The sequence below is a fragment of the Sphingobium cloacae genome (assembly GCF_002355855.1).
Lineage (GTDB): Bacteria > Pseudomonadota > Alphaproteobacteria > Sphingomonadales > Sphingomonadaceae > Sphingobium > Sphingobium cloacae.
Map to the genome: position 1 here is coordinate 1434122 of NZ_AP017655.1, position 18477 is coordinate 1452598.

Below are 18477 nucleotides of genomic sequence, written 5' to 3' on the forward strand. Positions count from 1 at the left end.
GTAATCTCCATGGAAATCATTCTCCTCGAACGGATCGAGAAGCTGGGCGCCATCGGCGACGTGGTCACCGTGAAGGACGGCTATGCCCGTAACTTCCTGCTGCCCAACAAGAAGGCTCTGCGTTCCAACGCCGCCAACAAAAAGGTCTTCGAAGCCAACCGCGCGAAGATCGAAGCCGACAATGCGGCCCGCCGCTCGGATGCCGAAAAAGCCGCCGAAGGCGTCAACGGCAAGCAGATCGTCCTGATCCGCCAGTCGTCCAACGCCGGCCACCTCTACGGTTCGGTCGCCGTCCGCGACATCGTGGACGCGCTGCATGCCGATGGCGTCACCAACGTGAGCAAGGCGATGGTGGTTCTGGAGCGCCCGATCAAGACGCTGGGCGTGTTCGACGTCAAGGTCGCGCTGCACCCCGAAGTCGCCGTCGCCATTTCGGTGAACGTCGCCCGCTCGCCGGAAGAGGCCGAATTGCAGGCGCAGGGCGTCGACGTGATGGCCGACCTGTTCGAAAAGGACGAGAGCGGCTTCACCGAAGATTACGATCCGAACGCCGAACCGGGCGAAATCGCCACAGAAACGGAAGAGACGGAAGAGGCTCCGGCCGCAGAAGCCTGAGCCCTCAGACAGGATCGAAAAGAAAGCCGCCCTTCACCGGGCGGCTTTTTTTGTTTGCGCGCGGCTCATCCATGCGCCCGCTTGCGTCGTGTCTCCCATCCCTTCTTCGCCGCGGCCGAGCGGTCAGCGGCAGAACGTTGCGACGACGCGGCTCCGCCCTTGCGGCCGCCCTTACGGGATGAGGCATGGCTTTCGGGCTTTCCGCGTCCCGATCCGGATTTCTTGCCGCCGCCCGATTCCTTGTTCACCGTGGCCCAGGCGCGCCGTTCCGCTTCCTTGTGGGATACGCCGCGATCCTCATATCCTTCCTCGATATGCTCGGCCTTGCGCTTCTGCTTGTCCGTGTAGCTGCTCTTGTCGCCTTGAGGCATCGTCTTTCTCCTGCCAGCCCCGACCCCATGGGAACCGATCAGGACCGCGTCGGTTGCCATCGCTGCAGGGGCGTTATGAAATAGCCGGAACAGGAGCCGGGCAGGGGCGTTCCCCTTGCCATGGAGCAATGCGCCCTCATCGAACGCCTGGCTCGCCACCTTTCCGCCGATCGGCCCGATGAATGGGCCAGCCGGCTGGAGGAGGCGACGAGCATCCTCGCCATCCTGAAGGATCCGGACGAGGTCATGACGCAGGCAGGCCGTGGCGACATATGGCGTTCCATGATCGACGCGGCCCTGCGTCAGCGCTGGCAGGTTGTCCCTGCCCAAGCGAAGGCGCAGGAGGAATTGCCCGTCGGAGCCGATGAGGAAGGCGAGTTTACCCTGCCGGAAAAGGCTGTCGGCGGCGATCCGGCAGACTGGATACATCTTCAGGAATCGCGGGAGAAGAAATGATGAAGACATTGTTGAAACTGGCGTTCCTGACTGGCCTGGGCACCGTGGCCTGGAAAAGCTGGCACGACTGGAGAGCGAAGGACGGCGATGACGACCGGGGCGCCGCAGGATCTTCGGGCGTCATCCGCGATGCCGGCCCCGCCGAACAGCATGTGGATGAGAAGGATTGGGATCTGGTGGACGAACAGTCGGACGAATCCTTCCCCGCGAGCGATCCGCCCGCCAATTTCCGCGGCGTGGCCTGAATCCGTCTTGCCGCATTGCCCGGCGCGCGCGACCCTTCTATGACCCGAAAGGCAGGAAAGCCGGCAACCGGCTTTCCAACAGGGGAAAGCTGAAAAATCCATGCCTTCGGGTCTGATCGCGCTGCTGGATGATGTGGCGGGCATAGCCAAGCTGACGGCCACATCGCTGGACGATGTGGCGGCGGCGGCGGGCAAGGCCGGGAGCAAGGCCGCTGGCGTCGTGATCGACGACACGGCGGTTACGCCACGCTATGTCATGGGCCTTACCCCCGACCGCGAGCTTCCGATCATCTGGAAGATCGCCAAGGGCTCGCTCCGCAACAAGCTGCTGTTCCTTCTTCCCGCCGCGCTCGTCCTGAGCGCGCTCGCCCCGTGGCTGCTGCCGCCGCTCCTGATGGCAGGCGGCGCGTTCCTCTGTTTCGAGGCAGCGGAGAAGCTGCTGGAAGCGATCGGCAACGGTCATGACGTCGCGGACGAAGCGCTCGCCACGCACAGTTCGGCGGAGTTGGAGAACCAGAAGGTTTCGGGCGCGATCCGAACCGACTTCATCCTTTCCGGCGAGATCATGGCGATCGCGCTCGGCACGGTCGCCAGCGAGCCGCTGTGGGAACAGGCCATCATCCTCGTGATCGTGGCGATCCTGATCACCGCAGGCGTCTATGGCGTGGTGGGCCTTATCGTGAAGATGGACGATATCGGCCTTCACCTGGCGAAGCGATCCTCCGCCCTCGCGCGCGGCGTGGGACGCGGACTGGTCCACGCCATGCCGGTGCTGATGAAGATATTGAGCGTCGTGGGCACCGCCGCGATGCTCTGGGTCGGCGGCGGCCTGATCGTGCATGGACTGCACGAATTTCACTGGGACATGATCCCTGACGCCATCCATCATATGGCCAAGAGCGCGGCCCACGCCCTGCCCGCCATGGGATCGGTCGTCGAATGGGTGGTGAGCGCCATCGGCTCCGGCATACTGGGGCTGGCGATCGGAGCGATCATCGTCGGCGTGCTGCACCTCATCCCCCGGAAACATTGAAGCGCGGAGCATGGGCCATCCATGGCGTTCCGAGGCGCGCGCCCTGCTGACGCTCGCCCTGCCCATGATAGCGGGCAATATCGCATGGTCGGCGATTGCGGCCACCGACCTGCTGCTGCTCGGCTGGCTGGGGACCGATGCGGTGGCGGCCGGCGCGCTGGCGATCAACCTGTTCGCGGCCATGCTGATCTTCGGCATGGGACTGGTCACCGCCGCCGCTCCGCTAATCGCGGAGGAACGGGGACGCCGCCGCCATTCAGTGCGGGACGTGCGGCGCACGGTGCATCAGACGCTGCGCGCCGCCCTGATCTTCGCCATCCCGGCCTGGCTCGTCCTGTGGCAATGCGAAGCGATCCTGCTCGCCATGGGACAGGATGCCCATCTGGCCCGCAAGGCCGGTGAGTTGATGCATGGACTGCAATGGGCGCTTCTGCCCTTTCTGGGCTTTTCCACGCTCCGCAATTTCATTTCGGCGCTTGAGCGGCCGTCATGGGCGGTCATCGTCATGCTCTGCGCGATCCCGTTCAACGTGCTGGTCGGATGGGTGTTGATCTTCGGCCATCTGGGTTTGCCCGCGCTGGGCATAGCGGGCGCGGGGCTGGCGAGCACCCTCTCCTCCTCCTTCCTGTTCTTCACCCTGTTGTTCGTCATTATGTATGACCGGGGATTCCGCCGATACCGGCTGCTCGGCCGCTTCTGGCGAAGGGACAGCGAAAGACTGCGCGCCATATGGCGGCTGGGCTTGCCGATCGCGGTCATGCTGGGGCTGGAAAGCGCGGTGTTCAATGCCTCGGCGCTGCTCATGGGCCTGATCGGCAAGGAGCCGCTGGCGGCCCATGCCGTCTCCATCCAGATCATATCGCTGCTGTTCATGGTGCCCTTGGGCATTGGGCAGGCGGCCACGGTGCGGGTGGGCCTTGCCCATGGGCGCGGGGACAAAGACGGCGTCGGGCGTTCAGGCTGGCTTTCGCTGATGATCGGCATCGCATTCGCCTGTGCCGCCGCCGCGTCCCTGATCCTCTTTCCGCGATGGCTGATCGCGATCTTCCTCGATACGCAAGACCCGGCCAATGCCCGGACCGTCGCGCTGGCCATCGTCTTCCTGGGGGTGGCGGCGCTGTTCCAGCTGGTGGACGCGACGCAGGCGGTGGGCGCGGGCGTGCTGCGCGGTATCCGCGACACGAAGATCCCGATGATCTTCGCGCTGGTGGGCTACTGGATCATCGGCATCGGCGTCGGCACCTTCCTGGCCTTTCCGATGCATATGGGCGGCCTTGGCATCTGGATCGGCCTTGCCAGCGGCCTCAGCGTCGTGGCCGCGTTGCTGGTCGCGCGCTGGGCCATGCGGAAGAAACTGGGCTTGCTTTCGCGCTAGCGAAGGGCACGCCCTCTTTTCCTTCCATCATGTCCCCCGTCAGAATGACGCGGTGCACAAAACAATTGAAGAGAGCCTGCGAATCGGTAATGATCGCGGATTATGCAAGCGCCGACCGAAATCCTCCAAGCCATCGCCCAGCAGAAATGCCTGATCGTGACCTATAACAAGATGGTCGTGAAGCTGGCGCCTCACATCCTCTATACCCGTCATGACGAGATGTTCATCGACGCCGTGACGGTGGACCGGGACGGCCGCCCCCCGCGCGAACTGAAGCTGGGCACCTTCAAGCTGACCGGCCTCAGCAACATGGCGGTGGTGGATGAACCGTTCGAGGCCATGCATGGCCTTTATGACGAAACGGACGGCAAATATAAGGGCGTGACCCTGTTCGCCGTCCAGTCCGAGAGCGCGACGGCCTGACCCATTCCGGAACGAAGCGACGGCCCGCTCCTATTTCTTGAGCCGGTAGCCCGTTCGGAAAACCCATCCAACGATGGCGAGACACAGCGCCAGCATGGCCCCGATGAAGGCGATGCTGAATTCGATCCCGACATCGCCCCTGCCGAAGAAGGTCCAGCGGAAGCCGGAGATCAGATAGACGATCGGATTGAACAGGGTGATCGTCCGCCACGGCTCCGCCAGCATGTGGATCGAATAGAAAGCGCCGCCCAGGAATGTCATCGGCATGATGAGCAGCAGCGGGATCACCTGCAACTGTTCGAAACTCTGCGCCCATATGCCCAGGATGAAGCCGAACAGGCAGAAACTGATCGCGATCAGCGCCATGAAAGCGATCATGGCGATGGGATGGGCGACGGAAATATCGACGAACAGATGCGCGGTCACGAAGATGACGATGCCGACGAGGAACGCCTTGGTCGCCGCCGCCCCGACATAGGCCGTGACCGTTTCCGCGGCTGAAACCGGGGCCGACAGCAGTTCATAGATGGTGCCGTTGAATTTCGGCATGTAGATGCCGAAACTGGCGTTGAAGATGCTTTCCGTGAACATCGACATCATGATGAGGCCCGGCACGATGAAGGCGGCATAGGGAATGCCGTCGATCTCCGTCATGCGCGAACCTATCGCTCCGCCGAAGACCACGAAATAGAGGGAGGTCGTGATGACCGGCACCAGCAGTCCGGTCATGAGCGTGCGGCGGAAGCGATGCAGCTCGAATTTGTAGATCGCCCAGATGGCGCGCAGATTGGGGCCGCTCATGCCGCCTGCTCCTGGTGCACGAGGCTGACGAAAATATCCTCCAGGCTGCTTTGCTGGGTGTTGAGGTCCTTGTAGCCGATGCCCAGATCGCCCAGCTTGCGCAGCAGGGAAGACACGCCCGTGCGCTCGGCGCGCGTGTCGAACAGATATTCCATCTCATTCCCTTCGGCCTTCAGCGTCACGCCCCATTCCGCCAACTCGCCGGGCACCGTGGGAAGCGGCTCCGTCAGGGCGATCGTCAGCGTCTTCTGGCCGAGTTTGCGCATGAGGACATCCTTGTCCTCCACGAGCATCAGCTCGCCCTTGTTGATGACGCCCACGCGGTCCGCCATCTCTTCCGCTTCCTCGATATAGTGGGTGGTGAGGATGATCGTGACGCCGGTCTGGCGCAGTTCGCCGATCAGCTTCCACATGTCGCGCCGCAATTCCACGTCCACGCCCGCCGTCGGCTCGTCCAGGAACAGGACGCGCGGTTCGTGGCTGAGCGCCTTGGCGATCATGACGCGGCGCTTCATGCCGCCCGACAGCTCCAATATCTTGTTGTTGCGCTTGTCCCACAGCGACAGGTCGCGCAATATCTTCTCGACATAGGCATCGTTGCGAGGCTTGCCGAAGAGGCCGCGGGAAAATGCCACGGTGTCGATCACCCGCTCGAACTGGTCGGTGGACAGTTCCTGCGGGACGAGGCCGATAGTCGAGCGCGCGCCGCGATAGTCGCGGATGATGTCGTGGCCTGCCACCGTCACCGTCCCGCCGCTCGGCCGCACATTGCCGCAGACAATGGAAATGAGGGTCGTCTTGCCCGCGCCGTTCGGGCCGAGCAGAGCGAAAATTTCCCCCTCTTCAATCGAAAGGTCGATGCCCTTCAAAGCCTGAAAACCGGAAGCATAGCTTTTGGTCAGGCCGGAAATAGTGATGATCGATGCCATATGCGGCAAGGCCCTTTCTGCTTCGCCGGGAACATAGGCGCCCGGTCCCGCCAGGCAAGCCCGCCCTCATTCTCCCCGGCGGAAAAAGCGGAACACCGTTGCTGGCGGAAAATTCCTGACCGTCTGGCCCACCCGGACGACATCCAGGTCGAGCAGGTCCAGAATGTCGCGATTGACCGGCGGGCGCATGGAGTAGGTGAACTGGATGAAGGCGCCCCCCGGCCGCAGCATGCGGAAGGCTTCCGTCAATATGTCCACATGCAGGGTGCGGTCCATCGCGAGCAGCGGCAGGCCGCTGATGACCGTCTGATATTCGCCGGGCCCTCCGGCGGCGGCGGTCGACACGATCTGGGCGGGCGTTTCCAGAATCGTCACATGGGGGAAGTGCCGCCGCAATCCTCTGGCGAAGGCCGGATTGATTTCCACCACTTCCAGCTTTGCCGCAGGGAGGCCGGTTTCCAATATGGCGCGCGTGAAGACGCCCGTGCCGCCGCCCAATTCCAGCACGCGTCCGTCCGCCGGATCGATATGCGACACCATGAGCCGCGCCAGATAGCGGCTGCTGGGAACGACGGACGCGGTCTGGCGGGGCTTTTTCAGCCAGGCGCCGAGAAAGTCCAGATATTCGGAGGCCCGGGCGCGAAATTCATTCCGGGGCATGGCGATCGCCCGGCTGCGCTTCGACTTATGCTGCATGGGCGAAATACGACCGCTCCGTTACCGTTGTGAGTCCTCTTAGCCATGACACAGGGCCACGTCGATTATGTTTCCGCACAACACCCGCCCGGTGACCGGTCCATGGGACAAAATGACAGGCCCCGCACGATCGCCCTTCGATGGCCGATCGTGCGGGCCGAATGGCTGTCAGCGCCCTTTCCACACGCCGGGCCGCTTTTCAATGAAGGCGGCCATGCCTTCCTTCCTGTCGTCCGTCGCGGACAGGATCTGAAACAGGCGGCGTTCGGTCAGCAATCCCTGCGCCAGCCCCGTTTCGAAGGCGATGTTGACCATTTCCTTGTTCACCATCGCCGCCATCGGCGGCATGGACGCGATTGCGGCGGCCGTTTTCAGGGCGTCGTCCAGCAGGTCCGCCGCCGGAACGATCCGCGCGACCAACCCGGAACGCTCCGCTTCCTGCGCGTCCATCATCCGTCCCGTCAGGCACATGTCCATCGCCTTGGCCTTGCCGACCGCGCGGGTCAGACGCTGCGACCCCCCCATGCCCGGCGCCACAGCCAGCTTGATTTCGGGCTGGCCGAATCTGGCGGTGTCCGCCGCGATGATGAAATCGGCCATCATCGCAAGCTCGCACCCGCCGCCCAAAGCGAAACCCGCTACGGCGGCGATCCACGGCTTGCGTGTCGCGACCACCTTCGACTGCCAGCCGGAGAAGAAATCCTCCAGGAAGAAGTCGGCGGCGAGCTTGTCGGCCATTTCCTTGATGTCGGCGCCCGCCGCAAAGGCCTTTTCACTGCCGGTCAGGACGGCGCAATGCTGTGACGGGTCGGCATCGAAGGCGGCGAAGGCGGCGCCCAGATCAACAAGCACCTGGCTGTTGAGCGCATTGAGCGCCTGTGGCCGGTTGAGCGTGATGAGTGTCACCGCGTCGCGTTGTTCCACCAAAATCGTTTCATAAGCCATGGCTGTCTCCTTCGATCCCTGAGCCATTAACGGCACAGATGCATGAAATCCCGGTCGTAGCCGCGCATATGCGCGCCCGCGTCGATATAGAGGGTCTGGCCCGTCACCGCGGTCGCCTGCGCCAGATAGAGGACGGCCTGGGCAATCTGTTCGGGCTGCGGCAGACGGTCGAGCGGCATGAGCTTTTCCAGCCGCTCGATCTGCGCCTCGTCATAATCGGCCGTGGGAATGGTGAGGCCAGGGGCCACCGCATTCACCCTGATCCGGGGCGCCAGATTGCTGGCGCTCAACCGGGTCAGGCCCGCCAGCGCCAGCTTGGAAAGCGTGTAGGCCAGTTGGTCCTCATGCGGATGGTCGATCCGCTGGTCCAGGATATTGACGATGCACCGGTCGACCACGCCGGCGGGCACCATCGCGAAGGCCTTGGTCAGCAGGGCGGGCGCGGCGCAGTTGACGGCATAATGCCGCATCAGATCGTCGGCGGTCACGTCGCCCAGCCGGTCCTGACCGAACAGGGCCGCGCCGTTCACCAGCACGTCCGGCGGACGGCCGAAGCGTTCGGCCACCTGGCCGATCAGTTCTTCCGCGCTTTCGGGGTCGGAAAAATCGGCGACGAAGCCTTCCCACTCGGTGCCATTCTGCTCCAGCGCCAGCGCCAGATGGGAATCGAGCCGCGTGTCGTGGCTGCCATGGATGGCGAGCGAGAATCCCTCCCCCGCGAAGGCGGCGGCGATATGCGCGCCCAGCCGCCGGTGCCCGCCGGTGACCAGCGCCAGCCGCTTGCCCGCCAGGGGAGCGGCGCGCCCCTCTCCTTCCGGCCGCGCGCGTCCCAGCGGACGGTAGATCGGATCGCTCCCGCTCACGATTCGATGAGTTTCAGCACTTCCTCGCGACTCTTCACATCGTCGCGGAAGACGCCCAGCATGCGGCTGGTCTTCATGATGACGTCGGGCGTCCGCACGCCACGGCCGGTCATGCAGCCATGCGTCGCCTCGACCACCACGGCGACGCCCTGGGGCTTCAGATGCTCCCAGATGCAGTTGGCGACCTGCGAAGTAAGCCGCTCCTGCACCTGCAGGCGATGGGCAAAGGCATGAAGGACACGGGCCAGCTTCGATATACCCACGACATAATCCCCCGGCAGATAGGCGATATGGGCATGGCCGACGATCGGCGCCATATGATGTTCGCAATGCGACTGGAACGGAATGTCCTTGAGCAGCACGACATCGTCATAACCGCCCACCTCATGAAAGATGCGGGACAAATGATAAGCCGGATCGTCGCCATAGCCGCGGCAATATTCCCGCCAGGCCCTGGCTACGCGCTCGGGCGTCTCCATCAACCCTTCCCGGCGCGGATCGTCGCCCGACCATTTGATGAGCGTGCGGATGGCATCGGCTACCTCGGCCGGAACCGATTCCTTGACGGATTCTCTCACCGTTTCCGCATCGGGATCATAGATCATGAAAAGACCGCTCCTTGCTTCCGGCCCTGCATATGGCGTCTCGTCCCGGCGAAGGCCAGCCCTTTCCGGCATGCTGGACACAAGAGCCCGCCCATGGCAAATCCACCCCCCAGGGAGCCTTATCAAGCACATGCCCTCCTTTCCGGCCTTTCATGCGCACTGAACAGATCGCGGCGGTCTTGCTGGCGGCCGGTCCGTCGTCCCGCTTCGGCGAGGCGGATAAGCTGATGGCCCCGCTGCGCGGCAAGCCCGTCATCCAGCATACGATGGAGACGGTCGCTTCGATGGCCTTTGCGGAACTGGTCGCCGTGGTCCGTCCCGCCGCGCAAGCCCCGGTCATCCACCGGAAGCTGGAACGACGCGGCTACGCCATCATCGTCAACGAACAGCCCGAAGAGGGGATTGCCGGCAGCATCGTGCGCGCGGTAGGGCATGTCATGCCGATCCGGCGGGTTCGCGGTATCCTCCTATGCCTGGCCGACATGCCCGACGTGCCGCAGACCCATTATAATCGCCTCTGCATGGCCGCGACGGACATCCGGTCCGTGATCGCCAGCACCGACGGCTTCTCCTCCTCCCCGCCCGCCTTCATCGGGCGCCGGCATTTCCCCGAATTGCTGGCGCTGCGCGGCGATCAGGGCGCCCGCGTCCTGCTGAGCCACGGCGTGCAGATCGAAACGCACGGCAATCTGCTGCGCGATATCGACACGCCGGAGGATCTGGCGAACTGGCAGTCCGACCCCGAAGGATGATCAGCTCGAACGGGTGGGATCGGTCATGGGATCGCCCATTTCGCGCGGATCGGGCGCGCGGCTGAACGGCAGCGATCCGGTCTGCCGCTCCAGCATCCGGTGGACGACAGGCGGGTTGGGTCCGTTATGGAGCGCCCGGATGGCTTCACTATTGGCCTGATCGGCGAAGGTGCGGCGCTGATTGTGCCGGACATAATCGAGCCAGGTGGACACATGATAACGCTCGATCCACAATTCCGGATCGCCCAGGTCGCGCATCAACGACCAGCCATGCGCGCCATCGCGACGCCTGATCCGGCGGCGCTCCCCCATGGCCGCCAGGAAGGGCACGATGGAGCCGGGCGGGATGCGATATTCGATCGTCACCACCACCGGACCGCTGCGCGGTTCGACCGGCACCGCCGTTTCGGGCTCCCGCCAAAGATTCTGGAGATCGAGATTATCGTCGCCCGATTGCGGCAAGGGACGGACGAGGCCGATGACCATCGTCAGCACCTGCCCCGCCGCCGCCGCCTGAAGCGCCGTCACCACGCCATGCGCCTCGGCTATGGAACCGAAAATCCAGGCTCCCCCCGCCATCGCGCCGAAAACCACCATCTGATAGAGCGCGATCGCCCTGGCCACGACCCAGCGCGGAGCGGACATCTGGACCGACACGTTGAAGGTGGCGAGCGCCAGTATCCAGCCGAACCCGGCAAGCAGATACCCCGCCAACGCCAGCGCCAGCCAGCCGCTCAGGCTCATGATCGCAAGGCCGCCCCCCAGGCAAAGGGTGCCGAGTTGCACGATCTGCTCGATGGAGTAGCGCGCCCGCAACCTGCTGGTGACAAGCGCCGCGCCCACCGCGCCGATGCCGAAGGCGCCGCTCAGCAGGCCGAAGGTCAGGGCGCTGCCCGCCAGCACATCCCGCGCGACGAGGGGCATCAGGGCCGACACAGCCGCCGCGCCGAAACCGAAGGCGAGCGCCCGCACCAGCACCAGCTGGATATTGGGCGACATCGCGACATAGCGGACCCCCGCCCGCATCGCGAGGCCGAGCCGTTCGCGGGGGAGAAGTTGTGGCGGCCTTTCCGGCCGCCAGCGCGACAGGACCGCGATCAACGGGATGTAGCTGACCGCGTTGGTCAGGAAAGCAGCCGCCGCGCCCGCAGTTGCGACGATGACGCCGCCCAGCGCCGGTCCCATGCTGCGCGCCAGATTGAAACCCATGGCGTTGAACCCCACCGCATTGGGCAACACCGAACGCGGCACCATGTCGCCCACGGACGCCTGCCATGCCGGGCCGTTCACCGCCGTCGCGCAACCGATGAGGAAGGTGAGCGCCAGCAGGCTCCACGGCGTCAGCAGGTCGCGCCAGGCCGCGAAGGAGAGAATCGCCGAGACGAGCAGCATGAAGCACTGGCAGGCCAGCATCACCTTGCGCCGTTCCAGATTGTCCGCGATCGCCCCGGCCCAGAGCGAGAGCAGCATGATGGGGAGCGTGGTCGCGGCGGGCACCAGCGCCACCATCAGCGAGGAGCCGGAGAGCGACGTCATGATCCATGCCGCGCCGACCGACTGGATCAGGCCGCCGAAGTTCGAGGAGAGGCTGGCGAGCCAGACGGAGCGGAAGATCGGGACGGAAAGGGGCGAAGGAGCGGGGTGGGAATCGGCTTCGGACACGGGGCAAGGTGAAGCGGAAAATGGCGGGGGCGTCAAATCGGCGATTCGGCTGTGGACCGCGAATCCATGAACGAAGTAGCGAAGGGAACGGGTTTTGCCTTGGGCGGTTGCCCCTACGGCGGGTGGGGATGGGCATGTTCCGCTTGCACTTTACGTAAACGTAAATACATTCCGGGGCGTGAACCGTAGGCCGGATCGGGATTCAGGAGACGGCGTGACGAAAATGGCGGATTTCCGTGACCCGGAGCGCGGCGTGCCTGCGGCATGCCAGCGCCGGGCGCATGGAAGGAAGCGGGGCAGGTGACTCGCTCCGACGCCATGGACCGATCGCCGGAACCGGATGCCGGTCCAGCCCAACCCAGCCCGTGGTCAGCGGAGAGGAATATCCATGGAAGCCTATGTCTACGACGCCGTCAGGACGCCCCGCGGAAAGGGGAAAGCCGACGGGTCGCTGCACGAGATCACGCCCATCCAGCTTGCGACGCAGGTGCTGGAGGGCATTCGCGACCGGAACGCCATCGACACGGCTGATGTGGATGATGTCATCCTGGGCTGCGTCGCGCCGGTGGGCGAACAGGGCGCGGACATTGCGCGGGTCGCGGTGCTGAACGCCGATTACGACCAGACGGTGCCGGGGGTGCAGATCAACCGCTTCTGCGCTTCGGGGCTGGAAGCGGTCAACATGGCGGCGGGCAAAATCGTGTCGGGCGAAGCGGGCTTCGTCGTCGCGGGCGGCGTCGAATCCATGAGCCGCGTGCCGATGGCTTCGGACGGCGGGGCCTGGGCCATGGACCCGGCCGTCGCCTACAAGACCTATTTCGCGCCGCAGGGCATCGGGGCGGACGTGATCGCGACCAAGTTCGGTTTTTCGCGGGACGATGTGGACGCCTATTCTGTCGAGAGCCAGCGGCGCGCCAAGATGGCATGGGACGAAGGGCGCTTCGCCAGGTCGATCCTGCCGGTGAAGGACGTGATCGGGCGCGTGGTGCTGGACCATGACGAGCATATGCGGCCCGATGCGACCATGCAGTCGCTGGCGGCTCTCAAGCCGAGCTTCGCGGCGCTGGGCGAAGAGATGCCGGGCTTCGACGCGGTGGCGCTGCTGCGCTATCCGGAACTGGAGAAGGTCAATCATGTCCACCATGCGGGGAACAGCTCCGGCATCGTGGACGGCGCGGCGGCCGTCCTGGTCGGCAGCAAGGCGATGGGCGAGAAATATGGGCTGAAACCCCGCGCGCGCATCCGGGCGGCGGCCTCCATTGGGTCGGAACCGCTCATCATGCTGACCGGGCCGGAATTCGTCGCGGGCAAGCTGCTGAAGCGCGCCGGGATGAGCGAGGCGGACATCGACCTTTGGGAACTCAACGAAGCCTTCGCCGCCGTGGTGCTGCGCTACATGCAGGCGATGAAGCTCGACCACAGCCAGATCAACGTCAATGGCGGCGCGATCGCCATGGGACACCCGCTGGGCGCGACGGGCGCGATGGTGCTGGGGACGGCACTGGACGAGCTGGAACGGTCGGGCAAGGGCACGGCTCTGGTCAACCTGTGCGTGGGCGCGGGCATGGGCACGGGCACGATCATCGAGCGGCTGTAAGGCGGAATCAGGAGAGACGATATGAACACCATCCGCTTCGACATTGACGGCGACGGTATCGCCACGCTGACCATCGACGTGCCGGGGCAGTCGATGAACGTCATCGGCCCCGACTTCATCGCCGATCTGGATGCGGCGATCACGCGCATCGCTTCGGAAGAAGGGATCAAGGGCGCGGTGATCGCTTCGGGCAAGGACAGCGGCTTCATGGCGGGCATGGACCTCAAATATTTCGGGTCCATGCTGGCGAGCGCGGAAGGGCAGCGCCCCTCCCCCGCCGCCATTTTCGACAATGTGTTCACGCTGAACCAACTTTTCCGGCGGCTGGAAACCTGCGGCAAGCCGGTGGCCTGCGCCATCGAGGGCACCTGCGTGGGCGGCGGTTTCGAACTGGCGCTGGCCTGCCACCGGCGCGTGGTCGGGGACAGCAGCAAAACGCAACTGGGCCTGCCCGAAGTGCTGATCGGGCTTTTCCCCGGTGGCGGCGGGTCGCAGCGTCTGCCGCGCCTGATGGGCGTGCAGGCGGCGCTCTTGTATATGCTTCAGGGCAAGCTGTTCCGGCCCGCGGAAGCCGCGATGCTGAAGGTCGTCGATGAAGTGGTGCCGCAGGGCACGGCAATCGAGAAGGCGCGGGAGTGGGTGAAGGCGAACCCGACCGCTTCGGTCCAGCCCTGGGACGTGAAGGGCTTCAAATTCCCCGGCGGCGCGGGCGGGTTCAACCCCGCTTTCGTGCAGACCATGGCGGGTGCTGTGCCGATGACGGTCAAGCAGACGCAGCGCAACATGAATGCGCCCATCGCCCTGCTGTCGGCGGTCTATGAAGGCGCGATCCTGCCGATCGACCAGGCGATCAGGGTCGAGAGCAAATATTTCGCCAGGGTCGCCGCCGATCCGCAGGCGGGCAACATGGTCCGCAGCCTGTTCGTCAACAAACAGGCGGCCGAGCGCGGGGCGCGGCGTCCGAAGGATCAGCCCAAGGCGCCGACGAAGAAGCTCGCCATGCTGGGCGCGGGAATGATGGGCGCGGGGATCGCGACCGTCGCGGCGCAGGCGGGGATGGAGGTCGTGCTGTTCGACCGCGACCTCGCTTATGCCGAGAAGGGCAAGGCCCATGTTGAGGAGCAGCTTAAAAAGCGGCTGGGCAAGGGCATGACGCCGGAGAAAATGGCGGAGACGCTGGCGCGGGTGACGCCGACGACCGATTATGCGGCGCTGGCCGGGGCGGACTTCGTGATCGAGGCGGTGTTCGAGGATGTCGCGATCAAGGCGGAGGTGACCAAGAAGGTCGAGGAAGTGCTGGGCGCGGATACGATCTTCGGGTCCAATACTTCGACCTTGCCGATCACCAAGCTCGCCAAGGCATGGAGCAAGCCGGAGAATTTCATCGGCATCCACTTCTTCTCGCCGGTCGAGAAGATGCCGCTGGTGGAGATTATCCTCGGCAAGGAAACCGGGCCTGCCGCCATCGCCAAGGCGCTGGATTTCGTGGCGCAGATCAAGAAGACGCCCATCGTCGTCAATGATTCGCGGGGGTTCTATACGTCGCGATGCTTCGGCACCTATGTGCAGGAGGGCGTGGAGATGGTCGCGGAAGGGATCAACCCGGCGCTGATCGAGAATGGCGGGCGGCAATTGGGGATGCCCGTGGGGCCGCTGGCCGTGGGCGATGAAGTGTCCATCGAACTGGGCAACAAGATCGTGCTCGCCGCGAAGAAGGAACTGGGCGACGCCTATGTCGCGCAGCGATCCGACGAACTGATGGCGCAGATGGTCGAGATGGGCCGTCTGGGGCGCAAGAGCGCCAAGGGGTGGTATGACTATCCCGAAGGCGGCAAGAAGCATCTTTGGCCGGGGCTGGCGGAACTGTTCCCGCTGGCCGCCGATCAGCCCGGCGTGGAAGCGGTGAAGGAGCGGCTGCTCTATCGGCAGTTGATCGAATGCGCGCGCTGCTTCGAAGAGGGCGTGCTGGAGACGCCGGAGGATGGCGACATCGGCGCGATCTTCGGATGGGGCTTCGCGCCCTGGACCGGCGGGCCGTTCAGCCATATGGACACGGTCGGCATCGCGCATGTCGTGGCGGTGCTGGACCGGCTGGCGGCGGCCCATGGCGACCGCTTTGCCCCCACGAAGCAGTTGCGGGAGATGGCGGCGAGCGGCGCGACCTTCTACCGCCCCGCCCCATCCCGCGCTGCGGCATAAACAGGCTGACAATCCCCCTTCCCCTGAGTTAGGTCTTCCCGGAGCATTTCCGGGAGGACCTTCTTTTTATGAGCGACAAGCCCACGGTTTTGGTGACGGGCGGGGCCGGCTATATCGGCAGCCATGCGGTGCTGGCGTTGAAGGACGCGGGCTATGGCGTGGTGGTGATCGACAATCTCGTCACCGGGTTCGACTGGGCGGTGCCCGAAGGGGTGCCTCTGGTGCGGGGGGATATTGCCGATCAGCCGCTGGTGGAGGCGGCTATGCGGGACCATGGCGTCAGGGCGATCATGCATTTCGCCGGTTCGGTCGTGGTGCCAGAGTCGGTCGAGAACCCTCTGAAATATTATCATAACAACAGCGCCAAGACCCGCGACCTGATCGAAAGCGCGGTGCGGGTGGGCGTGCCGCATTTCATCTTCTCCTCGACGGCGGCGACCTATGGGATACCGGAGGAAAGCCCGGTCAGGGAGACGACGCCGCAGCGGCCGATCAATCCCTATGGCATGTCGAAGCTGATGACCGAATATATGCTACGCGATGTGAGCGCGGCGCATCCGATGAACTTCTGCGCGCTGCGTTATTTCAACGTGGCGGGGGCCGATCCGCAGGGGCGTAGCGGGCAATCGACGGCGGGCGCGACGCACCTCATCAAGGTGGCGGTCGAGGCGGCGCTGGGCAAGCGCGAGGCGGTCAGCGTGTTCGGGACGGATTTCGACACGCCCGACGGGACGGGGGTGCGCGACTATATCCATGTGACCGACCTGGCCGCCGCGCATGTGCTGGCGCTGGAGGCGCTGATGAAGGCGCCGGAGCGGAATTACCTGCTGAACTGCGGTTATGGGCGCGGTTTTTCGGTGCTGGAGGTGCTGGACGCGGTGGATCGCGTGACCAACATCAAGATCGAGCGGCGGATGGAAGGACGGCGGGCGGGCGATCCCGACTCGCTGATTTCCGATAACCGGGCGATTATGAATGAGTTTCCGTGGGAGCCGCGCCATGCCGATCTGGAGCAGATCGTGACCCATGCGCTGGCATGGGAACGCAAGCTGTCGGAGATCCGCGGGGCATGAGCGAGGCGAGCGTTCGGGCCTTCTTCGCCGCGCTGGCCCCTGACGTGGCGATCATCGACCAGGGCGTGAGCACGGCGACGGTGGTGGAGGCCGCCGCCGCGCTGGGCGTCGAACCGGCGCGGATCGCCAAGACGCTTTCGCTGCGGATCGGGGATCAGGTCGCGCTGGTGGTGGCGCGGGGCGATGCGCGGCTGAGCAACGGCAAGGCGAAGGCGGCGCTGGGCGGCAAGCCCCGGATGCTGGGCGCGGACGAGGTGGAGGCGATCACCGGGCATCCGGTGGGGGGCGTGTGTCCCTTCGGCCTCGCATCCCCCCTGCCCGTCTATTGCGATGTGACCCTGCGGGCGTTCGAGACGGTGTTTCCGGCGGCGGGATCGCGGACGGCTTCGGTGGAACTGACGCCGGATCGGCTGGCCGAACTGACCGGCGCGCGGTGGATCGATGCCTGCACCCTGCCGGAGGAAGTCGCTTGAGCAAGCCCATGGAGCATGTTTTTGCCGATGGCGCGCAGGCGGCGGGCGATCTGGCGCGACGGATCGGGGATGTGCTGGGCGAGGCCATCGTGGCGCGGGGGGTGGCCAGCATTGCCTTGTCCGGCGGGCGGTCGCCGCGGGCGGTGCTGGAGGCGCTGGCGGGATTGCCGCTCGACTGGAGCAAGGTGGTGGTGACGCTGGTGGACGAACGATGGGTCGCGCCGGATCAGGCCGACAGCAATGAGAAGCTGGTTCGCGAGGCGCTGCTGACCGGAGAGGCGGCCAAGGCGCGGTTCGTGGGGATGAAGAATGATGCGGCGGATGCCTATGCGGGGGTGGAAGCCTGCGAGGCGGCTTTGGCCGCGCTGCCATGGCCGCTCGACATCGTGCTGCTGGGCATGGGGGAGGACGGGCATACCGCCTCGCTTTTCCCGGAGGCCAGGGAACTGGCGGAGGGACTTTCCACGCAGGCGCGGGTGCTGGCGGTGACGCCGCCCGCCGCGCCGCATCAGCGCATGACGCTTAGCGCCAGCGCGATCCTCGATAGCCGCCATATCTTTCTCCAGATCGGCGGGGCGGCGAAGAGGACGGTCTATGAGCGGGCGCTGGCGGGCGGCGCGGCGGAGGATCTGCCGGTCCGGGTCGCGCTGTGCCAGGACAAGGTGCCGGTGGAGGTGTGGATCGGCGGGTAAAATGTCCAGGATGGGTGGATTGGCGACGGTCCGCTTTCCTCATTCCGTTCGCCCTGAGCGAAGTCGAAGGGCACGGCCGACCGTAGAGAGGCCACTTCGCTCAGTGGAGGGCTCTTCGGCAAGCTCAGGACAGGCTTCGACTTCGCTCAGCCCGAACAGAGGAAGGAGTGTCCCCTCCTGCCCGGAACCGGCGCTTATTTCTTCTTGCCGAAATCCACCGTCACGACATTGGAGCCGTCTTCGGCCTTCACCTCGGGCGCGTCGTTTTCCGCTTCGTCATGGGGTTCGGGCACGGCGTCGGCCTGCACCTGGAACTGGAGCGCGAAATTGACCGCCGGATCGACGAACGCCGTGATCGCGGAGAAGGGAATGGTGAGGTGCGCCGCGACCTGGTTGAAGGTCAGGCTGACCTGGAACATATCCTCGCTGACCTTCAAGTCCCAGAATTTGTTCTGGAGGACGATGGTCATTTCATCGGGAAAACGCTCGATCAGCCGGGCCGGGATGTCGACTCCGGCCGCCTGCGTCTTGAAGGTGATATAGAAATGGTGATTCCCCGGCAAACCGCCGGTCTGCTCCACCTCGCCCAGCACACGGCCGACGACGGCGCGCAAAGCTTCCTGCACGATCTCGTCATAGGGAATCAGGCTGTCGGGCAGGTCTTCGCTCATG

General features: G+C 64.9%; 21 protein-coding genes. 12 read left to right on the forward strand and 9 right to left on the reverse strand.

The window, feature by feature from the left end:
* Window positions 1-9 precede the first annotated feature (9 nt).
* Window positions 10-615: a 50S ribosomal protein L9 gene (gene rplI / locus SCLO_RS06995; RefSeq protein ID WP_066517006.1), complete on the forward strand. Its 606-nt coding sequence runs from the start codon at window positions 10-12 to the stop codon at window positions 613-615.
* 65 nt (window positions 616-680) lie between these two features.
* On the opposite strand, the gene SCLO_RS07000 is transcribed toward rplI, so the two are convergent.
* Window positions 681-986, reverse strand: a complete 306-nt coding sequence (locus SCLO_RS07000; protein ID WP_066517043.1) for a plasmid stabilization protein — start codon at window positions 984-986, stop codon at window positions 681-683.
* Between the two features lie 120 nt (window positions 987-1106).
* On the opposite strand from SCLO_RS07000, the gene SCLO_RS07005 reads away from it, so the two are divergent.
* The 5 genes from SCLO_RS07005 (at window position 1107) to SCLO_RS07025 (ending at window position 4518) form a co-directional block, all read left to right on the forward strand.
* A complete protein-coding gene (locus tag SCLO_RS07005; protein ID WP_066517005.1) occupies window positions 1107-1442 on the forward strand; it encodes a hypothetical protein in 336 nt (111 codons plus the stop codon).
* Window positions 1442-1687: a hypothetical protein gene (locus SCLO_RS07010; protein WP_066517004.1), complete on the forward strand. Its 246-nt coding sequence runs from the start codon at window positions 1442-1444 to the stop codon at window positions 1685-1687. The genes SCLO_RS07005 and SCLO_RS07010 overlap by 1 nt, the downstream gene beginning before the upstream one ends.
* A 100-nt stretch (window positions 1688-1787) precedes the next feature.
* Window positions 1788-2720 carry a DUF808 domain-containing protein gene (locus tag SCLO_RS07015; protein ID WP_066517003.1) on the forward strand — a complete coding sequence of 311 codons (933 nt, stop codon included), beginning with the start codon at window positions 1788-1790 and terminating at the stop codon, window positions 2718-2720.
* 10 nt (window positions 2721-2730) lie between these two features.
* On the forward strand, window positions 2731-4095 hold the full coding sequence (locus tag SCLO_RS07020; RefSeq protein WP_066517000.1) for an MATE family efflux transporter: 1365 nt from the start codon (window positions 2731-2733) through the stop codon (window positions 4093-4095).
* A gap of 102 nt (window positions 4096-4197) precedes the next feature.
* Window positions 4198-4518: a hypothetical protein gene (locus SCLO_RS07025; RefSeq protein ID WP_066516999.1), complete on the forward strand. Its 321-nt coding sequence runs from the start codon at window positions 4198-4200 to the stop codon at window positions 4516-4518.
* Window positions 4519-4548: 30 nt separating this feature from the next.
* Here SCLO_RS07025 and SCLO_RS07030 read toward each other — a convergent pair whose 3' ends face one another.
* The 6 genes from SCLO_RS07030 to folE form a co-directional block, all read right to left on the reverse strand.
* Entirely contained in the window at window positions 4549-5319 is a 771-nt protein-coding gene (locus tag SCLO_RS07030; protein WP_066516997.1) for an ABC transporter permease, read from the reverse strand.
* On the reverse strand, window positions 5316-6248 hold the full coding sequence (locus tag SCLO_RS07035) for an ABC transporter ATP-binding protein (RefSeq protein WP_066516996.1): 933 nt from the start codon (window positions 6246-6248) through the stop codon (window positions 5316-5318). Before SCLO_RS07035 ends, SCLO_RS07030 begins: the two co-directional genes overlap by 4 nt.
* Before the next feature lie 66 nt (window positions 6249-6314).
* Entirely contained in the window at window positions 6315-6944 is a 630-nt protein-coding gene (locus tag SCLO_RS07040; RefSeq protein WP_066516995.1) for a class I SAM-dependent methyltransferase, read from the reverse strand.
* A gap of 168 nt (window positions 6945-7112) precedes the next feature.
* A complete protein-coding gene (locus SCLO_RS07045; protein ID WP_066516994.1) occupies window positions 7113-7889 on the reverse strand; it encodes an enoyl-CoA hydratase-related protein in 777 nt (258 codons plus the stop codon).
* 26 nt (window positions 7890-7915) lie between these two features.
* A complete protein-coding gene (locus SCLO_RS07050) occupies window positions 7916-8752 on the reverse strand; it encodes an SDR family oxidoreductase (RefSeq protein WP_066516993.1) in 837 nt (278 codons plus the stop codon).
* Entirely contained in the window at window positions 8749-9357 is a 609-nt protein-coding gene (gene folE / locus SCLO_RS07055; protein ID WP_066516992.1) for a GTP cyclohydrolase I FolE, read from the reverse strand. Before folE ends, SCLO_RS07050 begins: the two co-directional genes overlap by 4 nt.
* Window positions 9358-9509: 152 nt before the next feature.
* Here folE and SCLO_RS07060 point away from each other — a divergent pair, with 152 nt between their 5' ends.
* The gene (locus tag SCLO_RS07060; RefSeq protein WP_066516991.1) at window positions 9510-10109 is read left to right on the forward strand and encodes a nucleotidyltransferase family protein; all 600 of its coding nucleotides are present in this window, start codon (window positions 9510-9512) and stop codon (window positions 10107-10109) included.
* On the opposite strand, the gene SCLO_RS07065 is transcribed toward SCLO_RS07060, so the two are convergent.
* The gene (locus SCLO_RS07065; RefSeq protein ID WP_066516990.1) at window positions 10110-11771 is read right to left on the reverse strand and encodes an MFS transporter; all 1662 of its coding nucleotides are present in this window, start codon (window positions 11769-11771) and stop codon (window positions 10110-10112) included.
* Window positions 11772-12159: 388 nt separating this feature from the next.
* On the opposite strand from SCLO_RS07065, the gene SCLO_RS07070 reads away from it, so the two are divergent.
* The 5 genes from SCLO_RS07070 to pgl all read left to right on the forward strand — a co-directional run bounded on the left by SCLO_RS07070 (window position 12160) and on the right by pgl (window position 17805).
* Window positions 12160-13368 (forward strand): acetyl-CoA C-acetyltransferase, encoded by a 1209-nt coding sequence (locus SCLO_RS07070; protein ID WP_066516989.1) that lies wholly within the window; start codon window positions 12160-12162, stop codon window positions 13366-13368.
* A 21-nt stretch (window positions 13369-13389) separates the two neighbouring features.
* Window positions 13390-15567, forward strand: coding sequence for a 3-hydroxyacyl-CoA dehydrogenase NAD-binding domain-containing protein (locus tag SCLO_RS07075; protein ID WP_066516988.1), 2178 nt, complete (start codon window positions 13390-13392; stop codon window positions 15565-15567).
* Between the two features lie 68 nt (window positions 15568-15635).
* Window positions 15636-16640 carry a UDP-glucose 4-epimerase GalE gene (gene galE, locus SCLO_RS07080; RefSeq protein WP_066516987.1) on the forward strand — a complete coding sequence of 335 codons (1005 nt, stop codon included), beginning with the start codon at window positions 15636-15638 and terminating at the stop codon, window positions 16638-16640.
* Complete coding sequence (locus SCLO_RS07085; protein ID WP_066516985.1) at window positions 16637-17113, forward strand: YbaK/EbsC family protein; 477 nt, start codon at window positions 16637-16639, stop codon at window positions 17111-17113. The genes galE and SCLO_RS07085 overlap by 4 nt, the downstream gene beginning before the upstream one ends.
* A gap of 8 nt (window positions 17114-17121) precedes the next feature.
* Window positions 17122-17805 carry a 6-phosphogluconolactonase gene (pgl, locus tag SCLO_RS07090; protein WP_066517042.1) on the forward strand — a complete coding sequence of 228 codons (684 nt, stop codon included), beginning with the start codon at window positions 17122-17124 and terminating at the stop codon, window positions 17803-17805.
* 194 nt (window positions 17806-17999) lie between these two features.
* Here the strand turns inward: pgl and SCLO_RS07095 are convergent, their stop codons facing one another.
* The gene (locus tag SCLO_RS07095; protein WP_066516983.1) at window positions 18000-18476 is read right to left on the reverse strand and encodes an SspB family protein; all 477 of its coding nucleotides are present in this window, start codon (window positions 18474-18476) and stop codon (window positions 18000-18002) included.
* Window position 18477 lies beyond the last annotated feature (1 nt).

Excerpts from the sequence above, each read along its gene's own strand:
- rplI (WP_066517006.1), top strand. The coding sequence starts at position 10 with ATGGAAATCATTCTCCTCGAACGGATCGAGAAGCTGGGCGCCATCGGC.
- SCLO_RS07000 (WP_066517043.1), bottom strand. The coding sequence starts at position 986 with ATGCCTCAAGGCGACAAGAGCAGCTACACGGACAAGCAGAAGCGCAAG.
- SCLO_RS07005 (WP_066517005.1), top strand. The coding sequence starts at position 1,107 with ATGGAGCAATGCGCCCTCATCGAACGCCTGGCTCGCCACCTTTCCGCC.
- SCLO_RS07010 (WP_066517004.1), top strand. The coding sequence starts at position 1,442 with ATGAAGACATTGTTGAAACTGGCGTTCCTGACTGGCCTGGGCACCGTG.
- SCLO_RS07015 (WP_066517003.1), top strand. The coding sequence starts at position 1,788 with ATGCCTTCGGGTCTGATCGCGCTGCTGGATGATGTGGCGGGCATAGCC.
- SCLO_RS07020 (WP_066517000.1), top strand. The coding sequence starts at position 2,731 with ATGGGCCATCCATGGCGTTCCGAGGCGCGCGCCCTGCTGACGCTCGCC.
- SCLO_RS07025 (WP_066516999.1), top strand. The coding sequence starts at position 4,198 with ATGCAAGCGCCGACCGAAATCCTCCAAGCCATCGCCCAGCAGAAATGC.
- SCLO_RS07030 (WP_066516997.1), bottom strand. The coding sequence starts at position 5,319 with ATGAGCGGCCCCAATCTGCGCGCCATCTGGGCGATCTACAAATTCGAG.
- SCLO_RS07035 (WP_066516996.1), bottom strand. The coding sequence starts at position 6,248 with ATGGCATCGATCATCACTATTTCCGGCCTGACCAAAAGCTATGCTTCC.
- SCLO_RS07040 (WP_066516995.1), bottom strand. The coding sequence starts at position 6,944 with ATGCAGCATAAGTCGAAGCGCAGCCGGGCGATCGCCATGCCCCGGAAT.
- SCLO_RS07045 (WP_066516994.1), bottom strand. The coding sequence starts at position 7,889 with ATGGCTTATGAAACGATTTTGGTGGAACAACGCGACGCGGTGACACTC.
- folE (WP_066516992.1), bottom strand. The coding sequence starts at position 9,357 with ATGATCTATGATCCCGATGCGGAAACGGTGAGAGAATCCGTCAAGGAA.
- SCLO_RS07060 (WP_066516991.1), top strand. The coding sequence starts at position 9,510 with ATGCGCACTGAACAGATCGCGGCGGTCTTGCTGGCGGCCGGTCCGTCG.
- SCLO_RS07070 (WP_066516989.1), top strand. The coding sequence starts at position 12,160 with ATGGAAGCCTATGTCTACGACGCCGTCAGGACGCCCCGCGGAAAGGGG.
- SCLO_RS07075 (WP_066516988.1), top strand. The coding sequence starts at position 13,390 with ATGAACACCATCCGCTTCGACATTGACGGCGACGGTATCGCCACGCTG.
- galE (WP_066516987.1), top strand. The coding sequence starts at position 15,636 with ATGAGCGACAAGCCCACGGTTTTGGTGACGGGCGGGGCCGGCTATATC.
- SCLO_RS07085 (WP_066516985.1), top strand. The coding sequence starts at position 16,637 with ATGAGCGAGGCGAGCGTTCGGGCCTTCTTCGCCGCGCTGGCCCCTGAC.
- pgl (WP_066517042.1), top strand. The coding sequence starts at position 17,122 with ATGGAGCATGTTTTTGCCGATGGCGCGCAGGCGGCGGGCGATCTGGCG.
- SCLO_RS07095 (WP_066516983.1), bottom strand. The coding sequence starts at position 18,476 with ATGAGCGAAGACCTGCCCGACAGCCTGATTCCCTATGACGAGATCGTG.